Genomic DNA, 439 nt, shown 5'->3' with positions numbered 1-439 from the left:
TATTGAAGCTAGTTTGCTGTTTCTGTGTAGCTTCTTATCTGTCTCTGCTCTTTTCGCTGCAAATGTCTTCCTGTGGTTGTGGTTCCGTCTGCAATTGTGGCTCTGGCAGCTGCAAGATGATTCATGAATCGTCGATGTCGGATTTCTCGGCCAGCGGTGCTAAGATTCTTGGCCTTCCAATTGGCCAGTCACCTGGCTGTAACTTCCAGATGGCCGTAGGTGCAGAGAACGGATGCAAGTGTGGCGATAATTGTACTTGCAACCCTTGCAACTGCAAGTGATCCTCCTGAAGAATCAACAATCTTTGTTTCATACCGTTATGTTTCTTCTCGTTCAAATAATGACTTGTTTGTAGTGCGTGTATGTTGCCTTTCACCGGGTCCCTTCTCTGTAACTGTTCCGCTTTGTTGTAATATATTCCAGATCGGAAGAGCGTCGT

1 protein-coding gene is annotated in these 439 nt (G+C 46.0%); it reads right to left on the bottom strand.

Annotated elements, in window-relative coordinates; genetic code table 11:
- Positions 1-121: 121 nt before the first annotated feature.
- Positions 122-439: hypothetical protein (locus tag C6N31_RS44890; protein ID WP_232486358.1), on the bottom strand; the 318-nt coding region annotated here is incomplete at its 5' end.

This window comes from Streptomyces fildesensis, assembly GCF_016107395.1.
GTDB classification, from domain to species: domain Bacteria; phylum Actinomycetota; class Actinomycetes; order Streptomycetales; family Streptomycetaceae; genus Actinacidiphila; species Actinacidiphila fildesensis.
The sequence above is the reverse complement of the archived record's forward strand: the minus strand, read 5'-3'. Positions and strand labels throughout refer to the sequence as shown.